The 20,101-nt window shown below is 42.5% G+C and carries 18 protein-coding genes and 1 pseudogene; 7 read left to right on the top strand and 12 right to left on the bottom strand.

Annotation, left to right across the window (positions count from 1 at the left end; all coding sequences use genetic code 11):
* Positions 1-99 precede the first annotated feature (99 nt).
* From rpsO to D7V92_RS13415, 7 genes are all read left to right on the top strand, one after another.
* Complete coding sequence (gene rpsO, locus D7V92_RS13445) at positions 100-369, top strand: 30S ribosomal protein S15 (protein ID WP_005864132.1); 270 nt, start codon at positions 100-102, stop codon at positions 367-369.
* 159 nt (positions 370-528) lie between these two features.
* Positions 529-1,110: a helix-turn-helix domain-containing protein gene (locus D7V92_RS13440; RefSeq protein ID WP_036613898.1), complete on the top strand. Its 582-nt coding sequence runs from the start codon at positions 529-531 to the stop codon at positions 1,108-1,110.
* 12 nt (positions 1,111-1,122) lie between these two features.
* Positions 1,123-2,772 carry an AMP-binding protein gene (locus D7V92_RS13435; protein WP_005864131.1) on the top strand — a complete coding sequence of 550 codons (1,650 nt, stop codon included), beginning with the start codon at positions 1,123-1,125 and terminating at the stop codon, positions 2,770-2,772.
* A 93-nt stretch (positions 2,773-2,865) separates the two neighbouring features.
* Positions 2,866-3,684: an AraC family transcriptional regulator gene (locus D7V92_RS13430; RefSeq protein WP_009018689.1), complete on the top strand. Its 819-nt coding sequence runs from the start codon at positions 2,866-2,868 to the stop codon at positions 3,682-3,684.
* Positions 3,685-3,796: 112 nt separating this feature from the next.
* The gene (locus tag D7V92_RS13425) at positions 3,797-4,552 is read left to right on the top strand and encodes a glucose 1-dehydrogenase (protein WP_009018690.1); all 756 of its coding nucleotides are present in this window, start codon (positions 3,797-3,799) and stop codon (positions 4,550-4,552) included.
* A 186-nt stretch (positions 4,553-4,738) separates the two neighbouring features.
* Positions 4,739-6,157, top strand: a complete 1,419-nt coding sequence (gene ahcY / locus D7V92_RS13420; RefSeq protein ID WP_009018691.1) for an adenosylhomocysteinase — start codon at positions 4,739-4,741, stop codon at positions 6,155-6,157.
* A gap of 123 nt (positions 6,158-6,280) precedes the next feature.
* Complete coding sequence (locus tag D7V92_RS13415; RefSeq protein WP_036613902.1) at positions 6,281-7,408, top strand: glycosyltransferase; 1,128 nt, start codon at positions 6,281-6,283, stop codon at positions 7,406-7,408.
* 43 nt (positions 7,409-7,451) lie between these two features.
* Here the strand turns inward: D7V92_RS13415 and D7V92_RS13410 are convergent, their stop codons facing one another.
* The 12 genes and pseudogenes from D7V92_RS13410 to D7V92_RS13360 form a co-directional block, all read right to left on the bottom strand.
* Entirely contained in the window at positions 7,452-9,956 is a 2,505-nt protein-coding gene (locus tag D7V92_RS13410; protein ID WP_121773069.1) for a YfhO family protein, read from the bottom strand.
* A gap of 23 nt (positions 9,957-9,979) precedes the next feature.
* Positions 9,980-10,741, bottom strand: a complete 762-nt coding sequence (locus D7V92_RS13405) for a glycosyltransferase family 2 protein (RefSeq protein ID WP_121773068.1) — start codon at positions 10,739-10,741, stop codon at positions 9,980-9,982.
* Positions 10,738-11,592 (bottom strand): helix-turn-helix domain-containing protein, encoded by an 855-nt coding sequence (locus D7V92_RS13400; RefSeq protein ID WP_121773067.1) that lies wholly within the window; start codon positions 11,590-11,592, stop codon positions 10,738-10,740. Before D7V92_RS13400 ends, D7V92_RS13405 begins: the two co-directional genes overlap by 4 nt.
* A 94-nt stretch (positions 11,593-11,686) precedes the next feature.
* On the bottom strand, positions 11,687-12,943 hold the full coding sequence (locus D7V92_RS13395; protein WP_121773066.1) for a glycosyltransferase family 4 protein: 1,257 nt from the start codon (positions 12,941-12,943) through the stop codon (positions 11,687-11,689).
* Positions 12,940-13,059: pseudogene (locus D7V92_RS22470) on the bottom strand (cell filamentation protein Fic); the annotation flags it as partial. The pseudogene D7V92_RS22470 and the gene D7V92_RS13395, both read right to left, overlap by 4 nt.
* An 11-nt stretch (positions 13,060-13,070) precedes the next feature.
* Positions 13,071-13,724: an RNA-binding domain-containing protein gene (locus tag D7V92_RS13390; RefSeq protein WP_227805698.1), complete on the bottom strand. Its 654-nt coding sequence runs from the start codon at positions 13,722-13,724 to the stop codon at positions 13,071-13,073.
* Between the two features lie 101 nt (positions 13,725-13,825).
* Entirely contained in the window at positions 13,826-14,692 is an 867-nt protein-coding gene (locus tag D7V92_RS13385; protein ID WP_224201802.1) for a glycosyl transferase, read from the bottom strand.
* Positions 14,693-14,721: 29 nt separating this feature from the next.
* Positions 14,722-15,711, bottom strand: coding sequence for a glycosyltransferase family 4 protein (locus D7V92_RS13380; RefSeq protein WP_233572850.1), 990 nt, complete (start codon positions 15,709-15,711; stop codon positions 14,722-14,724).
* A gap of 5 nt (positions 15,712-15,716) precedes the next feature.
* Positions 15,717-16,844 (bottom strand): glycosyltransferase, encoded by a 1,128-nt coding sequence (locus D7V92_RS13375; RefSeq protein ID WP_121773065.1) that lies wholly within the window; start codon positions 16,842-16,844, stop codon positions 15,717-15,719.
* Positions 16,841-17,761: a glycosyltransferase family 2 protein gene (locus D7V92_RS13370; RefSeq protein ID WP_121773064.1), complete on the bottom strand. Its 921-nt coding sequence runs from the start codon at positions 17,759-17,761 to the stop codon at positions 16,841-16,843. The genes D7V92_RS13375 and D7V92_RS13370 overlap by 4 nt, the downstream gene beginning before the upstream one ends.
* Position 17,762: 1 nt before the next feature.
* Positions 17,763-18,614: a glycosyltransferase family 2 protein gene (locus D7V92_RS13365; protein ID WP_051635728.1), complete on the bottom strand. Its 852-nt coding sequence runs from the start codon at positions 18,612-18,614 to the stop codon at positions 17,763-17,765.
* Complete coding sequence (locus D7V92_RS13360) at positions 18,611-20,056, bottom strand: lipopolysaccharide biosynthesis protein (RefSeq protein ID WP_036619030.1); 1,446 nt, start codon at positions 20,054-20,056, stop codon at positions 18,611-18,613. Before D7V92_RS13360 ends, D7V92_RS13365 begins: the two co-directional genes overlap by 4 nt.
* Positions 20,057-20,101 lie beyond the last annotated feature (45 nt).

Genomic DNA, 20,101 nt, shown 5'->3' with positions numbered 1-20,101 from the left:
ACAAAAAAGATAGTAGAATCTATTGCAAATCAAAAAGGAATGTCTACCTTTGCGACCGCTTAGATAACATAGTATTAATTTATTAAAGTAAAAAGAATCATGTATTTAGATTCAGCGAAGAAAAAAGAATTATTTGAAAAGTATGGCAAATCAGCAACTAACACAGGTTCTGCTGAGAGCCAAATCGCATTGTTCACATTCCGTATCTCTCACTTGACAGAGCACTTGAAAGTGAATCACAAAGATTACGCTACGGAAAGATCATTGAAGATGTTGGTAGGTAAACGTCGTCGTTTATTGGACTATCTGATCAAGACTGACATCGAGAGATACCGCGCTATCATCAAAGAACTTGGTATCAGAAAGTAAGAAAAAGCTTATGCGAGAATATTAAAAAGGGCAATCCCAATCGGGAATTGCCCTTTTTATTTGCCTTAATCCTAGATATAATAAAATATTAATGTAAATTTGCGCCGTTTAGTATCAATTTATCAAACATTATAGGATTATAAATAACAAATCATATACATGGGAAACAACAAAATTATAGGCGCGAAAATTAAAAATATCCGGGAATCGAAACAACTCTCTATCGAGGAGGTAGCCGAACGCTCCGGGTTAGGTATCGAACAGATAGAACGTATCGAGGGTAACTTGGATTTTCCATCTTTGGCCCCTCTTATCAAAATAGCACGGGTATTAGGGGTACGTTTGGGTACATTCTTGGATGACCAAGCGGAGCTAGGCCCGGTCGTATGCCGCAAAAAGGATAGCGAGGCCGATGGTATCGGGTTCACGAACAATGCGACACAAGGGCACAAGCATATGGATTACCACTCGCTCTCGCAAGATAAGTCCGGCCGCCATATGGAGCCCTTCTTGATCGAGATCGCTCCCTCCGAGGAAGGCGAGGATTTCATTCTGTCCACGCATGAGGGAGAAGAGTTTATCTACGTATTGAGTGGCGTCGTAGAGATTAATTACGGAAAAAACACCTATATCCTAGAGGAAGGCGATAGCATCTATTATGATTCTATCGTGGCGCATCATGTACATGCGGCAGCCGACAACAGGGCTCGAATCTTAGGAGTTGTCTATACACCTTATTAAATCCGGCGTTTTATGGAATTACATAACAGAACCCTTGGCCAATGGCTGGAACATTGGGCCGAGAATACACCGGATAAGGAGTATATCGTTTATTCGGACCGTGACTTACGTTTCACTTGGAGCGAATTCAACAAGCGTGTGGACGACATGGCGAAAGGCATGCTGGCGATCGGTATCACCCATGGCACACATGTCGGCGTATGGGCGACGAACGTACCGGATTGGTTGACATTCCTATATGCAGGCGCGAAGATCGGTGCCGTATTGGTCACGATCAATACGAACTATAAACAAAGCGAGCTGGAATACCTAGTAGAGAACGCCGATATCCATACGATGTGTATCACGGACGGCGTGTTCGACGGAAGTTACGTGGACATGGTCTATACCATGTTGCCGGAATTGAAGACCTCCCAACGGGGATATTTGAAAAGCGAGCGTTTCCCACGCTTGAGAAATGTAGTCTATATCGGACAGGAGAAATACAGGGGTATGTACAATACGCCCGAGATGTTGCTCCTCGGACAAAATATAAAGGATGAGACCTTAGAGGCTGCCAAAGCGAGAGTAAATTGCCACGACGTTGTCAATATGCAATATACTTCCGGTACGACCGGCTTCCCGAAAGGGGTCATGTTGACTCACTACAACATCGCCAACAACGGTTTCTTGACGGGTGAGCATATGAAATTCACCGCCGACGATAAGCTTTGTTGCTGTGTACCTCTCTTTCATTGCTTTGGCGTGGTATTAGCTTCCATGAACGTATTGACGCATGGATGTACGCAAGTGATGGTCGAGAAATTCGATCCGCTATTGGTATTAGCTTCTATACATAAAGAGCGTTGCACGGCCGTGTACGGCGTGCCTACCATGTTCATTGCCGAGCTGAACCACCCGATGTTCGAGATGTTCGACCTCACGTCGTTACGTACCGGTATTATGGCAGGTTCTCTTTGCCCGGTTGAACTCATGAAAACCGTGGACGAGAAGATGCATATGCGTGTAACCAGCGTGTATGGATTGACAGAGACCTCACCGGGTATGACCCACTCCCGTATCGAAGATCCGGCCGAGGTGCGTTATAATACCGTAGGCCATGAGTTCGAATTTACCGAGGTACGGGTTATCGATCCGGAGACCGGCGAGGAATGTCCTGTTGGCGTACAAGGCGAGATGTGTAACCGCGGTTATAATAACATGAAAGGTTACTATAAAAACGAAGCCGCTACCAATGAAGCGATCGACAAGGATGGCTTCCTGCATTCCGGCGACTTGGGCGTTCGTGATGAGAATGGAAACTTCCGTATCACCGGCCGTATCAAGGATATGATTATCCGTGGAGGCGAGAATATCTATCCACGTGAGCTGGAGGAGTTCCTTTATCATTTCCCCGGCGTGAAAGACGTGCAAGTAGCCGCTGTCCCTTCCAAGAAATACGGAGAGGAAGTGGGTGCCTTTATCATCCTTCACGATGGTGTGACGGCTACGGAGGAAGAGGTGAAAGACTTCTGCCGCGGAAAGATCGCCCGGCATAAGATCCCGAAATACATCTTCTTCGTCGATACCTTCCCGATGACCGGAAGCGGAAAGATACAGAAGTTCAAGTTGAAAGACCTCGGGCTGAAACTATTGCAAGAGCAAGGTATCACGCCGGCCTGACGATTTAGTGGACAGCTAACAGTTGACAGTTACTTTAAAATCTTCATAATGGGCGGCACGATCTTCCCGTGTCGCCCATTTTCCTAAAGAACGATGGACGGAATCAACACACTGCGTTACTCGGATTTATTTTTAGCGATGTATTTCGATGGCGGAAAGAGCTGCCTGCACCGGAATCATTCGCATGTGTTGGTGTATGTATATTCCGGAGAGATGGTAATCGACGAGAAAGGCCAAATCACCCGGTTACATAAAGGAGAATGCGCTTTCATCCGCAAGGACTTCAGCGTGCAGATGACGAAACAAGCATGGAATGGCGAGCAGTTCAAGGCGATCTTCTTGATGTTCACCATGAAGTTCCTACGCGACTTTTACAGCAAATTAGATCGAAATACTCTCCCTAAAGATGCCAAGCGAGATCAGGTAAGCCTTTACAAGCTACCGTCCAACCGTCCCGATATCGTAAGCTTGTTTGAGTCGATGACCCCTTATTTCAATTCCAAGATCCAACCGACAGACGAATTGCTGCAACTAAAAATGGTCGAGGGCGTTTATGTGTTGCTCAATACCGACAAGAATCTATATGCCTCTATCTTCGATTTTACCGATCCATGGAAGATAGACATACTGGAATTCATGGAGCGGAATTATATGAACGATATTTCCATGGAAGAAATCGCCAACTATACGGGACGCAGTCTCTCCACATTTAAACGTGATTTCAAGAAATGTAGCGCTCTCTCGCCCCGGGAATGGCTCATCCAACGCCGCCTTGAAGCCGCACATGGGCTGATACGTAAAGGGGGGCGTAAGGTCTCGGAGATTTGTTTCGAGGTAGGCTTCAAGAACCTTTCCCATTTCTCGAAAATCTATAAGATAGCGTATGGCGTACCGCCAACCGAGGATATATAATATTTATAATGGGCCACACAACAAAGCTATTTGAACCACATAACAAAGCCTCCATACCACTCCCTCCTTATCTTCGCGACATAAATAATAACAAAATGTAAATCAAATGATCATGACAAAGACAATGGAAGAGAAAGTAGCTTTAGTAACCGGTTCAGCGATGGGTATCGGACTCGCTTGCGCTGAAGCCTTCGCCAAGGCTGGATACATAACCGTATTGGCAGACATCCGTGAGCCGAGAGAACAGGTAGAGAAATTAGTAGCCGAGGGACATAAGGCCGTAGCGTATCGGTGCGACGTATCAAACACGCAAGCCGTAAAAGAGATGATCGACTGGATCGTAGCTACCTACGGAAGACTGGACGCGGCTCTTAACAACGCAGGCATACAAACACCGCAACGCCCAATGGCGGAAATCACCGACGATGAATTCGACCGTACCGTGGCTGTGGATTTGAAAGGTGTCTGGAACTGCATGCGTTATGAGATCCTGCAAATGCTGAAACAAGGCGGCGGCGCCATCGTCAACACCTCATCGCAAGGCGGAGTCACGGGATTTCCGGGGCAAGCGGCCTACATAGCCTGTAAGCATGCCGTTATCGGACTGACACGTACCGCCGCTATCGACTATGCGGCAAAGAACATCCGCATCAATGCCGTATGTCCGGGCGTTATCCGTACGCCGATGGCGGAAGACTTAATGCGGCGTGACCCTTCCTTGGAGAAGGAGCTGGTGCGCGACATTCCCGCAGGGCGGCTCGGTAAACCGGAAGAGATCGCCAACGCCGTACTTTGGCTATGCAGCCCGCAAGCGAGCTTCGTAGATGGACATGCGTTATTGGTAGATGGAGCCTTCAGTATTCATTAAATCGCAAAACTACAGAGAGTCCAATACTGCAACAGCATTGCAGTGTTACTACAATGCGGGTTGCAGTAACGAACCCACCGTACCCCTCAGCAAGCCTCTGCCCTAGATGGAAATTCATAGATAAAGAACACCTACTATCAACGCTTTTTCGTACCTTCGCGTCTCAACCATTTATAGTATTAATTTATGTCACAATTATTTCCAACTAATCTGCCTTATAAAGTGGCAGATATGAGTTTGGCTGAATTCGGTCGCAAAGAGATCGAGATCGCCGAACACGAAATGCCGGGATTAATGGCGCTACGCCAGAAATACGCCGATCAGAAACCCTTGAAAGGCGCACGTATCACCGGCTCACTGCATATGACTATTCAGACGGCAGTGTTAATCGAAACATTAGTTGCGTTGGGAGCGGACGTTCGCTGGGCTAGCTGTAACATCTTCTCCACACAGGACCATGCGGCGGCGGCTATCGCAGCTGATGGCGTACCGGTATTCGCTTGGAAAGGCGAGACGCTGGAAGAATATTGGTGGTGTACGGACATGGCGCTTCGTTTCCCGGAAGGCAAAGGTCCTCACATGATTGTTGACGATGGCGGTGACGCTTCCTTATTGATTCACATGGGCTATCGTGCGGAGAACGATGCGGAGACCATCAACCGCAAAGGCGGGAATCATGAGGAACAGGTAATTCTAGATACATTAAATCGTATCCTTCAAGAAGATAACAGCCGTTGGCACCGTACGGTAGCCGAGATGAAAGGTGTGTCGGAAGAGACGACCACCGGCGTTCACCGTCTGTATCAGATGATGGAGAAAGGTGAGTTGCTGGTTCCGGCTATCAATGTTAATGACTCCGTGACGAAATCCAAGTTCGATAACTTATATGGTTGCCGTGAGTCTTTGGCGGACGGCATCAAGCGCGCTACGGACGTGATGATCGCCGGCAAGGTGGTAGTCGTGGCCGGATACGGTGACGTAGGTAAAGGCTGCTCTCACTCCATGCGCACTTACGGAGCCCGTGTATTGGTGACGGAGATCGACCCGATCTGCGCCCTGCAAGCCGCTATGGAAGGTTTCGAGGTTACGACCATGGAAGAGGCCGTGAAAGAGGGTAACATCTTCGTTACAACCACCGGAAACTGCGATATCATCACGATCGAGCATATGACACAGATGAAAGATCAAGCGATCGTATGTAACATCGGTCACTTCGACAACGAGATACAGGTGGATAAGCTTGTCAACTATCCGAATATCAAGCACACGAATATCAAACCTCAAGTGGACAAATATACGTTCCCGAACGGAAATTCCATCTTCTTATTGGCAGAGGGACGCTTGGTAAACTTAGGTTGCGCTACGGGACACCCGTCATTCGTAATGAGTAACTCGTTCACGAACCAAGTGCTTGCCCAGATGGACTTATGGCAAATGGCTTATGAGGTAGGTGTATACCGCTTACCGAAACGCTTGGATGAGGAAGTTGCCCGCCTACACTTGGAACGTATCGGCGTGAAATTATCTACATTATCACAAAAGCAAGCTGATTATATCGGCGTACCGGTAGAAGGACCGTACAAGGCCGATCATTACAGATACTAATTAATTGAAGATTGAAAGTTGAGAATTGATAATGAAGGGAGGGCAGCTCCTGTAGTTCTCGATTCTTAATTTTCAATTTTCAATTCTTAATTTTCAATTTTCAATTCTTAATTTTCAATTACCATGCGTTTCGCTATTCTCTCCCCCATTTATCCCTATCGTGGCGGTATCGCCCAATTCAGCGGGATGCTCTATACGGAATTAGTAAAAGAAGGTCATGAAGTAAAGGCTTTCAACTTCAAACGCCTTTATCCGGATATCTTATTTCCCGGCAAGACTCAATACGTAGAAGCGGGAGACCGTGCGATCGAAATCGAGAGCGTGCGAGTATTAGATAGCGTCAACCCGGTTAGTTATTTCAGTACCGTAAACGCCATTCGTTCCTATGCGCCGGACGTACTGATTATCTCTTACTGGATGTCCTTTTTCGTTCCCGGATACGCCCACGTAGCGAACCGGATGAAGAAGCATTGCAAGGTAATCACCCTTATCCACAATGCGATTCCCCATGAGCCGCGTTTCTTCGACAAGCCTTTAGCTTCGTTACTTTTCAAGCAATGCCATGGCTTTATCGTGATGAGCGATAACGTGCGGTATGATTTGCGGAAACTTTACCCGGGCGCTAAATATATCCAGAACCCACACCCGCTTTACAATCATTTCGGGAGTAAGATCAACAAGAACGAGGCGTGCCGGAAATTAGGAATCCATCCGTCCAAAAAGAATCTTCTATTCTTTGGACTGATACGGGATTATAAAGGATTAGATCTGCTGATAGAAGCGATGGGACAGCTTAACGAGGATTACCATCTCATTATAGCCGGCGAATGTTACGGTAGTTTCGAGAAGTATCAGGCTCTGATCGATGCATCTCCGGCAAAAGAACGTATATTCGTCCACTGTGAATATATCAGCGACGAGGAAATCCCCATTTATTTCTCAGCGGCGGATGCCTTGGTACTCCCCTATCGCTCCGCCACTCAAAGCGGTGTCGTATCCGTAGCCTACAATTACGATTTACCTATGTTAAGTACTCCCGTAGGCGATTTCAAGAACAGCATCGAAAAGCCGGGTACAGGCATCGTAGTGCCTGAGATATCTACGACGGCCCTCGCCCAAGGTATCGAGGAACTTTTCACCCCCTCACAGCAAGCCACCATCCCTGCGAACATATCCAAAGAAAAAGCAGCCCTCTCGTGGGAAACCCTAACGAGAAAACTGCTCGATTTTATCAATAGCGGTTTCATCTAGTTGTAGAGACGGGGCGTGCCCCGTCTCTACAACCAACCGGAATTTATATCTCTTTTTGCTTTCTAGCTTTCCAAACCGAATATCCTACCGCACCAATCAATAACAACAAGATAATCAACGAACTGAAAGAAGTAACATAAGCCGCCGTAATATAACCTTGCGGTCTAAACTCAAATACGATCTGATGCTCTCCTGCAGGAACTAACATAGCCCTTAATATCCAATCCGCCCGGAAATGCGGAGCGGGCTTCCCATCAATCATAGCCTCCCATCCCGGTTGATAATAGATCTCAGAGAATACTGCTAATTGCTCAGAATTAGTCTTCGTCGTATAAACTAACTTATTAGGGCGATAACTATCCAATGTTATCGTAGCGGTAGAGTCCAATTGAGGCGTGAAACCTTTCACCTCATCAGCGAAACGTTTATCGACAACCGCCGTCGTTAACGGATTGATCGTATTCAACGCCGCTATTTCCGCATCCGCATTCTCCACGACCTCCACTTTATCCACAAACCAAGCGTTGCCGAAAGCGAACGGATTTCTCAAAGGCGGTTGCTCCGGATTATAGATAATATAACGTGTATTGAGCATATTCAAGGACGGGCAAGCAGCGAACGCCCCCATCAAATCCTCCGCGGTCTGCGCTTTCTGGAAAGCCCCGATAACCGAGTTAAGCTCTCCTTGCAGACGGTGGTCGATCAGTTCTTGGTACCGTCTCAGCTTCGCAGCGTAATAACCACCGACGGAATGGTGATAGTACGAGGTCGTTGTCTCCAAGAAAGGATTATTCAAATTCAAGACACGATAAGAAAGGTCCTTATCCTTCATGATTTCTTGATCGGCTACCGTCTCTTTATATACCTCTGTAGGTTTCTGGCGGATAAAGTTACTATCGTTCAAATACCGTTTATCCACCGTCCATAAGTCAACCAACATCAAGACCGCAACACCGATCCCTACGAATGTCGCCACCTTTTTCCGATCTTTCGAGGTATAGAACCAGAACAACAAAGCCGCCCCTAATAAGATAAAGACCAAAGAGCGCAACGCATCCGCCGAAGCCAAGGAAGCACGATCCATTAACAAGGCGTTGTAATACCAATCCGGCAACTGATATTGAGCGTCGAAAGAAGAACGGAAATCCAACAGCATACTCGGCATCAACCAAAGGATTAAAGAAAGCCCCCCCGTGATAGCCAAAGCAGCGATCAATCCTTTCTTCAACAAGGCATCGCTCACGGTCTCCGATAACACCTCTTTCAATCCCCATATAGCGATAATAGGAAATACCATACCCGGAATAACCAATGCCATCTCTACGGTACGGAACTTATTATACATCGGCAAGTAATGGAACATAAAGTCATTGAAGCTATCAAAATTACGTCCCAATGCCAGCAATATCAAAAAGACAGAACCTCCGAACAACCACCATTTCATCGGATTACGGATCACGAACATTCCCAGAACAAACAAGAAGCAGACCAATGCCCCGAAATAAACCGGCCCGGAAGTAAATGTCTTCTCTCCCCAATAGGTAGGAGCCTGTACCTCTTTTCCGACTTGAGCGCCTTTCGCCCTTAATTCCTTATATAGCTCAGAATCCGGGCCTAGCATTCCACCTGAACTTCCACCATAGGCATTCGGGACCAACAAGGTCAACAACTCCCCTTTTCCATAGCTCCAAGCGAACGCATAATCCTTGTCTAAGCCGGAAGAAATCTTCTCGCCCGAAGGGGTCGTTGTCGTTAATTCCGTAGCCCCACGGATAGAGTTCTGTCCCAAATCCCATTGAGCATACATATTCTGGGCATTCGGCAACACCGCCAATATCACGCATCCAGCCATAATAGCGGTTACCGTACCCAGTTCTTTATAAGCTTTTTCCTTCAGTTTATTGAACAAATATCCCAAATAAACGAAGAAGCAAAGTAATAATAAATAATAAGTGATTTGCAGGTGCGTATTCGCAATAGAGAATGCGACACCCAACAAGAACACGACCGCCCCCCATAAATACTTACGCTTGAACAACAGGGCCATACCCGCCAACGTTAATGGCATATAAGCGATTACATACGCTTTCGTGACATGGCCGGCCTCTATAATGATCAGATTATAAGATGCTAAAGCGAAAGCGATAGCACCAGCGATCGCCAACCACCAATTTACGCCCATGACACACATCAAGATATAGAAACAAACGAATCCGGTAAACACCATCCCCGCATCCATATACCCCAGCGCTTTTAAAGGCTTCTCCACTAAAAGATATCCGGGAAATCGTGGAGCCGGATTTCCATATCCCGACACATAAGGCATTCCGCCAAACATAGCATCAGACCATGCGCTGAATTCTCCCGGTTGGGCCGTCTTCTCATATTCATCCATCTGGCTATTCCCCATACCGATAGCCTTTTCCGTATCCCCTTGCCGGACTACCTTACCCTCAAATACGGCCAGAGAAAAATAAATCACCGTCAATACCAAGAATACGGCTATCGCTGCGATATGTTTTCCCCATTTACTCATTATACTCCGCATAAAACTTATCTATAATTTATTGTTTATACTCTACCTTTAAACCATTTGGCAAAATAGAATCTCACGGCGAACCAACCATGCAACAGAATCGTCGACACCTTGCCATAATACTTACACATGACCTCATATCGCTCCTTTAAGGAAGCTTTCCGGTTCACACTACTTAACCCTTCCTCCAAAAAATTAGACAGGATCAAACGTGTATTATGTATTCTTTTCAATCGTCTCAGACATTGGATACACCAATCATAATCCGCCGTCAAACGGTATTCCGTATTATATAACGGAGCGATCTCCCGTTTTGATATAAACGACTGGTGACAAACCAACATTCCCATCCGGAAGCTTTTCCAAGTCAGTTTCTCCGGTGCTTTCAATCTGCGCATCCCTAATGATCTACCCTCCGCGTCAACGATCCGGGTCTCTCCGTAAATCACGTCTGGCAAAGATACTTTCTTTTTCAAAGACGCCACAATTCTTTGCACGGTATCTGCGGTATAAAGTGTATCCCCCGCATTCAGGAACCACACATAATCCCCCGTAGCCCGCTTCAATCCCTTATTCATAGCATCATACAAGCCTTTATCAGGCTCGCTTATCCAAGAAGCGATACCGGACTCATATTGCTTGATGATCTCTACGGTCTTATCCTTCGACGCTCCGTCAATCAATATATACTCGATATTCGGATACGACTGGCTAAGTACGCTCAATATCGTACGCTCCAACCATCGCTCCGCATTATAGGTGATCGTTATGATCGAAAATGTAGGTTGCTGATTCATTGTTGTTTCTTTTTATATGCTTGATTAGGATGATTTGGAGTAGTAGGATATAAACGTTCTAAAAGCCCATCTTTCAATAATTGAGATACTATCTTATTCTTCAGATATTTTGAAGTACGTCGGGTTTTTACCGCGATCTCCTCGATTGTTAAATACTTACTTGAGCAAATTTCTACAATATAAGACTTTAATTCTGAGCTTTTAATTTCTTGCATATTTCTGCCAAGGTGTCCATCTTTCTTGTCCGAGGTGTCCATCTTTTCATTAAGGTGTCCATCTTTCTTATCCGAGGTGTCCATCTTTTCATTAAGGTGTCCATCCAAGTTCTCAAATAAACTTCCTTGTTTAAGTCCTATTCCCTTATTCAAATGATAAGAAGTCCAACGTCCCTTATTCTCTGGATTTAAATATCCTTGCGAACATAAATCTTTTAACATAATAGATATCTCCGAGGAATGTTTATTAAGTAAACCCTGTAATCGAAGATTTGAGACAACCCCTTCTATCTCAGCGGTAGACAATATAACCAAAGCATCCCCATACATATTACGAACATCCTTAGCCGTCAAAAGGTTAATGCTCACTTTTTCTTTATTGTTTATCTGATTCCAAAAATCATCAAGCCACTTACGCACAACATCCTCTTCTAAACCATCCAAATAACAATAATTATCTTTTTCGGAAACGCCAAGAATAATTGTACCTCCCTCGGAATTAGCAAACGCAGAATAAGACTCCCAAAGAGACCGAGGAAGCCCCCCCTTCGCACTTTTGAACTCCAGATCATACGATTCGTTCAAAACGCCTTTTTCTTCCAATATCTCTAAAACATTTGATAAATACTCTTTCATCTCATAGCATTCCTTCCTATACTATATAGTAACTTCCATTTTTCACAAAAGTAACTATATTCTTGATATAGATGAAATATCCAAAGAATTCATTCTAAGGCGAAGTTAAACTCCGATACAAATCAATATACCTCCCCGCTACAACCGATTCTTGATAACAATCATGGACCTTTCGAATGCAAGCCTCACTTAATTGTAAAGATTCCCGACTATCTATTATCCACTTAATTCCCTCCGCTAGATCTTCAGTATCCTTATATTTAGCTACATACCCATTCTTCAAATGATCTATCATCTCCGGAATCCCTCCTGTCTCAAATCCCACACAAGGCGTACCGCATGCCATCGACTCCATAATCGTATTGGGTAAGTTATCCTCCAACGAAGGAATAACGAACATATCGGCACAGGCATAAACGGAAATCATAGAGTCTTGATCCGATATATATCCCAGCGTATTCACCTTAAAAGGAAACTGGCTAATCAATTCTTCCGAGCTATTTCCCATCAACACGATTTCTATGCGATCTTGGTATTTCTCTTTTAGTTTTTCGCAAGCCTCGATCAAAAAAATCGCTCCTTTCCGAGTATCTGAAAGCTTAGCGGCGGCAAAAAGAAGAAGGAACTTATCTTCCGGCAGGCCGAATCGTTTACGGGCCACCTGCTTTTCCATACGCTTAAAGGCTGTCACGTCAATCGGGTTAGGAATCGAGGTAAAACAGGCAGTTCTCAACCAATTGCCTTTTTTGGCCTCTTCCATTATCCATCGGCTACAACCGACAAACGTAATCTTAGATAACCCAATTTTCCCTTTCTCCTTAAAAACAGAAGCCGCTAAATCAAAAAACGGATTTCGTTTCAGCATCGGGCACTGATAACAATTCGATATATACTTCTCACATTCTCCCGGATAATGACAAATAGCCGTAGCAGGCCACAAATCATGCATAGTCCACACAATGGGTTTTCCGGTATTTACTAATTTCTTAATATCAGAAAGAGATAGAAATCCTTGATTAACCCAATGCAGATGAATCACATCCGCCTGTTGCACTAATGGGTGCTTCGATAAGTCCGTGCCTGTATTGGCTATGGAAACTTGAAAGAGGTTCTTCTTGCTAAAGAAGTTACAGATAAAGATTATCAGTCGTTCCCAAATGAAACGAAAAGAATTAAGCCTATGTGAAGTCCATGAATTATTTACAGAGAAAACTTTTACATGGTCTGTTTTCCGATCACGTACTAACATAGAAACCTCTACACCAGATTTACCCAATGCTTTCGCTAGTCGGTTCGCGGCGACTGCCGCTCCACCAGTTAATTCAGAGGTATTTAATATCAATATCTTCATGACTTCTCTATTATTTTCCAATAACCATTTTTATCTGCACCTACACGTTCTATGTAATTCTTATCTTTCAACGCCTTCATTATTTTGCGAATATATTGTACCGTTAGCCGCAACTCCGCAGCTAATTCTAATTGAGTAACAGATGGCTTATTTGCAACGAGCCTATAGACAGCTCTGTATCAGTAAGCTCATTTACCCGCTCATGAGAAAAAGTTAAGTACAAAAATCCCATCTTATACTCATACATAGGAGCGGATAATCCCTCAGCTACGCAGTTATCAATAATACGTTGTGTTCCCCGCCCCCAACTTTCCATAAAACCTGCCTTGTAAAAGACATCCGCTATCAATTTATTATGAGGCCTAGAGGGGTGAGATCGAGATAAATCCTCCTCGATCACACTTTCCCATGTCAACCCCATTTTCGCAGCCAAAAACATATTTAGCTGATTCCCTTGTAGCTCGGAAGTAACGCTTCCACTCCGGGTATAATACCGTCCATGCACGGAAATCGGCATGGCAGAAGGTTGGACTTCTATCTCCAAATATTCTTTACCGGCCTTCTCCCTCAAATGGATAAGAGGCATAATACCCGTTTTCTGAGCGATAAAGTTCGGCAGTTTCTCAATCAACTTCTTTGGCTGCTCTATCCCTACAACTTCTCCTTTATCATCGATACCGATATATAATACACCACCCTCCGTATTACAGAAAGCTGATATATAACGGGTATATTCGTCATGCCATGACTCCTTAAATTCGGTATGTTGGTTTTCTTTCATTCTATTGTAACTACTCTTATCAACCCAAAGGTACTGAACATATTAGATTAAACAATAATGCTTTATGAATATCAAATAAAAATTTCAATCAAACGACCCTATCAATCATGAAAAAACAATAAACACTTTTTGCGAAAGTATCTCAAATACTTACTTAAATCAATGAAAAATCTAAGTAAAGCAGGTTTATAATTAATACAGCCCACATGTTCTATACCTTTAGAATGAAAAAAAGTACCTTTATCTCTAAAAATTATTTTTGCATGTATGGGGAAAAAGAACTTCTCTGGTTTTCCATATATGGTATCCACAATCTTTATTTTTTTATTTAGTAGATACCTATTTAAATAAGACTCATCAGCAACAGCTGCTATATTATTTTTTTCCACATCTATATCTACCGCAATCATACACTGTTCAGCAAGTTCCAAATATTCCTTTGTACGTCCACCATTTAATCCTCCTTGAAAGTAATACACTCCTTCATCATAAGAAATATAAGCCAAGGAATTTGGATTTCTATCATATGGAAACTTTTTAGGAGACTTTATTTGATATATATGCCAAGATAAAGCCAATAAATAACCCTCGCTTTCACATGGAATCAGTTCCTTACTCAGAATTGTCCGTTTAAAAATAACATCCCCGTTGAAGAAAAACAAATAATCACATTGAGACAAAGCAATCCTATGTTCATAAAACATTTTAAACCTATACAATGTATTATTTCTTCCCCCTAAGTCTTTTTGATACAATTTTACAACTGATTCAGGAAAAAAATCATCGCTATCTGTAAATACAAAATAGATTTTTTCTGCATCCGGGAACAAATACTTCTGACTTGTTTTATAAAAATCATCCCACAAGCTCAAATATTTACCTATTCCTATATATAAAATTCCTATTTTCATTCCAACTAATTTTTTAACTATACGGTCAACAAAGCCAAAGCTATTTCCTTTGTACATCGTTCTAAATTATAGGTACGTTCAGCCAATCATCTCGCATTTTCCCCTAAACGCTTGGCTTTTTCTGGATGGCTACTCAAATATTGGATTGCCTCAACCCAACCGTTCACATCCCCATATGCGATTTTTATTCCAACCTGCTCTTTCTCTACATCAAACGGAAAGGTCGGATTATCCGTAGATAGTATAGGTAATCCGAAAGCTAGCGCCTCTACCAAAGAAGTCAGACCAACCGTATAGGGAAAATTCAAACAACAAATCAAAACAACAAAAGCATTATTCGTTTTCTCTGCCATTTCAAGATGAGTGGAATCTACAATATGGAAATGTATATTCTCTTTTAACACACCTATTTCTTTTTGCACAAGTAGTTCATAATCACTGACTCTTCCTCCAAATCGAGTCGTATAAATATCACAGGATTCCGTTAACTGGCTAAAAGCCCGAATAAGCGTTATAAAATCACGATTCTCTCGACCCGTAGATACAAAATGAGATGAGGTTTGTCTCTTTGCTATCAAACGATCATAAAAGACCAAGTCGCCCCCCCAATGAACTACAAAAGCATTTTCCTTCTTTAACTTTTTCGTTTTCAAAGATTCACTCAATAAGGCCTCACTAAAAAAGAACATTTTATCAATCCCTTTATAGAAAAGGGCAGACCCCCACCTTCTAATAGGACTCTCTGGAACTACCACTGCCGTATGATGCCAAATCACTATAGGCTTTCTAAATAAGCCTAATGCCCTCATAAAAATCAATAGTTCCAAACCTGTATGAGTGACCGCATAAACCGCATCATAACTTTGAGAACAAGACAATATCTTTCTCAAGTTGTAAAACATCAGTTTCCACTTATGAAGATAGGGATTGAAGGGAAAGGTATGATATATACATTCAACACCATATTGAGATAAATGTGTCAGACCATATAAAAGATGTCCGGGAATCTTTCCTGCCTTCCAATCTTCATAATAAGATTTAATGGGCACCATATGGTAATAATAAACTTTCATCATCAATTCTATTTATTCAACAAGTCATCTAATCGGTTCATAAAATTAGCAAAATATGTATCATAACTATTTAGCATCTTATTCTCCTTAAGTCTCAACTCTGATAAAACAGGAGTCATATCCAAAGCTACTGTCAATTGCTCTACCAGCCCATCTTTTGAGTGAGAATCAAAAATCGCACCATTCTCTAAAGGATTAACCAAACAGGCGGCTCCTGCCGCAGAAGAGCATAAGGTATAACAACCTGCCAATAATGCCTCATTCACCACCGCTCCAAAACGCTCATAATAACTTGGCAGCACAAATATCTGGCCGACATTATAACAAGCATATAGATCCTTACCTTGCTTTTTCCCAGCGAAAATCACATGGTCAGCCAATCCATTTCTCTCCACATGTCGCTCTAAAGCCACTCGCTGATCACCATCACCTACAAATAAAAGAATAGCCTTAGGATACCTATTTACAACCAAGGCTAAAGTATCCAGTAAAAAGAATAAATTCTTGATATCTATTAAACGACCGACAAACAGCAGAACTTGCCTACCTCTTAGATGATACGTATCCTCCAACATCCTAGAAACAGGCAACGCGTTCTCCAATAGCAACCTAAAATCTTGATCTTTTTGGATAATCGGGAAAAACAAAAATTTCCGCTTCGCCTGAAAGTGTTTAACATACCAAGACAGCACATCATCGTTTGTCAAGATAATACCACTGTAAAACTTAACCGCGATAAAACGCATACATCTTTTCACAAGACTTGCGCTTTCAGCAATCTCTTTGCTATCATCACAAATCGTAAAAATAGACAATTTCCAGTTGAATAGGAATTTATAAACCAACAATAATAAACCCAATATATTATACTCACTACAAAATACCACATTCGGCTGTTCCTTCCTCAATATCGAGAAAACCTGCGTCCTAAGATTCTTAATCCCGAATAATCCCGGAGCCAGAAAGCGAGGTGCAAATTCCAATCGCCCTCTCAACTCATCTTGAGCGAATGATTGCTCCAATACATCTCCAAACTCAAAATAGAATATAGCATCAAACTCCTTATTCAAGGAATTAAAAAAATCTACTCGATAAGGAGCTATCGCCGGATGAAAAACCACAAGTTTCTTTTTCATTTCAAAATGCGTTTTATCTTTTCGGAGTTCCATACTTTCCTATTTGTCTCCAACTTCATTTTCCAATAAGAACGTCTTTCCGGATTTCCCAACAATAAGAATTGAAGAATACGAATATAACTTTTCAACTGGGTAATAGCAAAGATCAATCGGCAGCCAAAGATACCATAAACCTTTCGAAAATAAATGTATTGTCCCTCATATAAAAAATAAAGACGAGATTGCTTTATATAAGAAGCACGACCCTCCAGATGAGTAATTTGAGCGGATGGAACTGAATAAATGGAAAAGCCCGCCCGGTTGATGCGATGGCACAACTCCGTTTCCTCATAGTTCATAAAAAACTCCGGAGAGAAACCACCCACCTCCAACAGAACAGATTTCCGAACCATTAAATCCGCTCCTGTAATTGACGCTACCGGGATAGGCCTATCTTCCTTATTAAAATATACCGATCGCGGGAATGATAAGTTAATCGGAGAGATATACAAAACAGATAAAAATTCCCATATAAATGAAGGGAATTTTCTGCTAAATGAAGTTGTGGGTACCCCTTGCTCATCATACAAATTCCCGCCACAAGCTCCCACATTGGGGTGTTCTACCAAATACGTATACAACGTATCAACCGCATCATTCCGTAATAGGGTATCCGGATTCAAAAACAAAATACAATTACCGGAAGCATACGACATACCCAAATTATTCGCACGCCCAAATCCTAGGTTCTCTGAAGCTTGTACACATACAACTTCTGGATAACGTTTTTTTATCAATTCTAACGAGCCATCGCCTGAATCATTGTCTACGACTATTATTTCATAACGATACCTTACCGCTTTCTCTTTCAGCGACCTAATACTGTCCAATATCAATGGAGCTGTTTTATAATTTACATATATAATAGAAATATCCATCTTAATTAAACACTTTGAACTTCAACCACGCTAGCCCTGATCGATTCGAAACATACAACCAAGCTAAACGCCACCAATCTTTCTGAGAATATTTAATCTGCTTACGTCGATGTAGCAAGAGATATATGTCTTCCGCCTTGCCGACAAAATAGCTGAGCCCCAATTCTTCACCCTCTTTTTTACCCCCTCCACAAATCGCAGATACTACATTATCCGCATGTTGTCTATATTGAACCAGTTTATGATCACAAAGATAGATACCTCCGTTATGATAAGCCATAATCGCCAGCCATTGATCATGGTAATAATAATGAATCGGAAAAGGAAATAATATGTCTTTCAATGACGCACAAAACAAACAAGTACAGCCCATCACATTATTCAAGCCATAAAGATATGTAGCTAACGGAACCGAACAAGGGAAATCCAATCTCTCAGTCATCTCTCGCCCTTTCACATCCACATAACGGATATTTGAATGTACTAACGATACCTTCTTTTCACGCATTATATGCAACAAGATCTCCAATTTATTTCTCTCCCAGATATCATCTTGGTCTGAAGGAGCGATATAGTCACCTTCCGCTAAAGCAATCGCCTTCTCGAAATTACGCCGGACACCCAAACGAACCTCATTCCGTATAATCATCCAACGGATACTTGGATAGTCATCCGCAAACTCTCTTACAATATCCATCGTACGGTCGGTCGATTGGTCATCACACACTACGATCTGCCACGGTAGAATCGTCTGTCCAACGATACTCCGCAACTGCTCACGAATGAATTTCTCTCCATTATAAGTACATAATGCGACACTTATTTTATCCTTTCCTATCTTTACCTCTTTCATTTCCGACATTTATTAAGGAGTAAATTCACGCCTTCCAAGAATACGACAGAACGCAACCGCCATAAAGCGAACGCATAAAAAAGAATTGACAAACTAATTTTCAATAGTAACAATATATATAGATTCTCAATCTTAATCGTTAAGACATATACCACAAAGAAGACGAACAAAGTAACCACCAAATAAGGTAACACATCTTGCGCCAATTGTACCAAACGGACACGAATCAATCGATAAACCAAAAGATGCCACACAAATAACATAAATACATAAGTAAGCACATATGCAACAACCATACAAAGAATACCAAAAGATGCAGTAAGCCATAATATAGCCAATTGTAATATACCATGGAACACATTCGCATATAAAAACGTATCCGATTTCCCGTGCGAGACAAGAACTTGGGTATATAGCAATATAAGCGGTCCTATCGCCCCTTGAACGCACAATATTTGTAATATAGGTACACTCTCTAACCATTTATTGCCAATCGTGGCACAGATAAACTCCTCTGCTACAAAAGCCAATCCCAGCATAGCTGGAAACGACACGAACGCAGCGAAACGAACCATCTTGCGGAATACATTCCGCTGACGTTCCAAATCATCATTCACTTGCACGAATACAGGTTGCGCCACCGAATTGATCATATTGCTCAACATCGAACCTCCCATAGTCATCCACTTATTTCCTTGCGAATAATAGCCTAACACATTAGCGTTATATAATTTACCTAACAAAACAGAAAACACATTATTATTGACCTGTTGGAAAATATTCGTAAGGAACAACTTTACACTAAACGGAAACATCTCTTTCAGAGGTTCGATCGAAAAATCAAGACTAGGGCGCCAAGATACAACCATCCATTTCAACAAAGATACACTTGCCACATACACCGTACTTTGAATTGCCAATGCCCAATAAGCAAAACCATTGAATGCCAAAAGAACCCCACATATACCCGACAAGAACAACGCAAAAACATCAATCTTCGCCTGTATCTTGACTTGTAATTGCTTAAATAAGATAACATGAGGAACAATCGCCATTCCAGAAAACAAAAAACTCGCAAATATTACCCGAGATAAATTAACCAGTTCTTGACGATCATAAAATGACGCAATCAGCGGAGCTGAAAAAAAAAGAACAATATACAAACAGATGCTTACAACAAAAGAAAACCAAAACACTGCATTATAATCCTTATGAGTAGCATCCAATTTGTTAGTCAAGGCTACCGAGAAGCCACTATTTATAATCGTACCTGCAATACCACTAAATATCGCCAACATCCCAACCAATCCATAATCCTCGGCATTAAGTGTACGTGCCAGATAAATACCAAACAACATCCCCAACAACTGTTGCACACCATTACTTACCCCTCCCCAGAAGAGCCCTTTCGCTGTCTTATCTTTTAATGATTGTTCCGCCATTTGATACGTATGGTAAAGTGCGGCAAAGATAAGCATTTACCTTTG

It is taken from the genome of Parabacteroides sp. CH2-D42-20 (assembly GCF_003670185.1).
Taxonomy (GTDB): domain Bacteria; phylum Bacteroidota; class Bacteroidia; order Bacteroidales; family Tannerellaceae; genus Parabacteroides; species Parabacteroides distasonis.
Note: the sequence above shows the minus strand (reverse complement) of the source record. Positions and strands in the feature narration are given on the sequence as shown.

Bases quoted from the DNA above. Each gene is read 5' to 3' on its own strand.
- rpsO (WP_005864132.1), top strand. From the start codon at position 100: ATGTATTTAGATTCAGCGAAGAAAAAAGAATTATTTGAAAAGTATGGC.
- D7V92_RS13440 (WP_036613898.1), top strand. From the start codon at position 529: ATGGGAAACAACAAAATTATAGGCGCGAAAATTAAAAATATCCGGGAA.
- D7V92_RS13435 (WP_005864131.1), top strand. From the start codon at position 1,123: ATGGAATTACATAACAGAACCCTTGGCCAATGGCTGGAACATTGGGCC.
- D7V92_RS13430 (WP_009018689.1), top strand. From the start codon at position 2,866: ATGGACGGAATCAACACACTGCGTTACTCGGATTTATTTTTAGCGATG.
- D7V92_RS13425 (WP_009018690.1), top strand. From the start codon at position 3,797: ATGACAAAGACAATGGAAGAGAAAGTAGCTTTAGTAACCGGTTCAGCG.
- ahcY (WP_009018691.1), top strand. From the start codon at position 4,739: ATGTCACAATTATTTCCAACTAATCTGCCTTATAAAGTGGCAGATATG.
- D7V92_RS13415 (WP_036613902.1), top strand. From the start codon at position 6,281: ATGCGTTTCGCTATTCTCTCCCCCATTTATCCCTATCGTGGCGGTATC.
- D7V92_RS13410 (WP_121773069.1), bottom strand. From the start codon at position 9,956: ATGCGGAGTATAATGAGTAAATGGGGAAAACATATCGCAGCGATAGCC.
- D7V92_RS13405 (WP_121773068.1), bottom strand. From the start codon at position 10,741: ATGAATCAGCAACCTACATTTTCGATCATAACGATCACCTATAATGCG.
- D7V92_RS13400 (WP_121773067.1), bottom strand. From the start codon at position 11,592: ATGAAAGAGTATTTATCAAATGTTTTAGAGATATTGGAAGAAAAAGGC.
- D7V92_RS13395 (WP_121773066.1), bottom strand. From the start codon at position 12,943: ATGAAGATATTGATATTAAATACCTCTGAATTAACTGGTGGAGCGGCA.
- D7V92_RS13390 (WP_227805698.1), bottom strand. From the start codon at position 13,724: ATGAAAGAAAACCAACATACCGAATTTAAGGAGTCATGGCATGACGAA.
- D7V92_RS13385 (WP_224201802.1), bottom strand. From the start codon at position 14,692: ATGTACAAAGGAAATAGCTTTGGCTTTGTTGACCGTATAGTTAAAAAA.
- D7V92_RS13380 (WP_233572850.1), bottom strand. From the start codon at position 15,711: ATGATGAAAGTTTATTATTACCATATGGTGCCCATTAAATCTTATTAT.
- D7V92_RS13375 (WP_121773065.1), bottom strand. From the start codon at position 16,844: ATGAAAAAGAAACTTGTGGTTTTTCATCCGGCGATAGCTCCTTATCGA.
- D7V92_RS13370 (WP_121773064.1), bottom strand. From the start codon at position 17,761: ATGGATATTTCTATTATATATGTAAATTATAAAACAGCTCCATTGATA.
- D7V92_RS13365 (WP_051635728.1), bottom strand. From the start codon at position 18,614: ATGAAAGAGGTAAAGATAGGAAAGGATAAAATAAGTGTCGCATTATGT.
- D7V92_RS13360 (WP_036619030.1), bottom strand. From the start codon at position 20,056: ATGGCGGAACAATCATTAAAAGATAAGACAGCGAAAGGGCTCTTCTGG.